We start from the raw sequence: 954 nt of genomic DNA, 5'->3' as shown, positions 1-954 counted from the left end.
TTGAGGTGTCAAAATATTTTCATACATTTGCATACTGAAAATTAATATATTATGGAATTATTCAAAGGACAAAGCCTCTTAGAGTTTACTGAACGCTTTAAAACAGACTTAGATTGCGAAGAATACTTAGCTTCCATAAAATGGGAAAAAGGGTATTGTTGCCGTAAATGCGGACATACAAAATACCAAGTTCGCAAAGATTTTTCACGCACTTGCAATATCTGTTCAGATACAGAAAGTCCTACAGCTGGAACTTTGTTTCACAAGCTAAAATTTGGACTTCTCAAAGCATTTTATATATGTTTTGAGATGTCAACAACTACAAAAAGTCTATCAGCATCACAAGTTGCTCGCCGTTATGATATTAGTCGACAAACAGCACATTATTTTATGCACAAGGTTCGTGAAGCTATGAAATCCAGTGAGTCACAGAAAATGGATGGCAAAGTGCAAGTCGATGAATTTACCATAGGAGGAAAAGAAGAAGGAAAACAAGGTAGAAGTTATGACGCAAAGAAAAAGAAAGTTCTTTGTGCGATACAACTTAGTAACCAAGGTAAAGTTAAACGTTTTTATGCATTTAAAATTCCTGACTATTCCTCAAAATCACTACGAACAATATTTGATAAACACATTGATAAGACAGCCTATATAACGACTGATCAATGGAAAGGCTATAGACCTATAAAAGACTATAATATAACTCAAAAACCGAGTAATGACGGAAAGAATTTTCCTACATTACACAAAGTAATACACCAAGTAAAATCTTGGATAAGAGGTATATATTCTTGGGTTTCAGAGTTTAATATAGACCGCTATTTAGCTGAGTATAGTTTTAGAATCAATCGCTCACAAAGCAAAGAGACTATCTTTAACAATCTAATAAAAAGATTGATTGAAAGAAAACCTATTTTCCAATCTCAGTTGGTATGCCCTTAACTTGACACCTCA

1 protein-coding gene is annotated in these 954 nt (G+C 33.4%); it reads left to right on the top strand.

Annotation, left to right across the window (positions count from 1 at the left end):
• The first annotated feature begins 51 nt into the window (after nucleotides 1-51).
• Nucleotides 52-942: an IS1595 family transposase gene (locus I7X29_RS15195; protein ID WP_198475879.1), complete on the top strand. Its 891-nt coding sequence runs from the start codon at nucleotides 52-54 to the stop codon at nucleotides 940-942.
• Nucleotides 943-954: the final 12 nt, after the last annotated feature.

Origin of the sequence: Capnocytophaga periodontitidis (genome assembly GCF_016126015.1) — a bacterium.
In the GTDB taxonomy this organism is placed as follows: domain Bacteria; phylum Bacteroidota; class Bacteroidia; order Flavobacteriales; family Flavobacteriaceae; genus Capnocytophaga; species Capnocytophaga periodontitidis.
The sequence above is the reverse complement of the archived record's forward strand: the minus strand, read 5'-3'. Positions and strand labels throughout refer to the sequence as shown.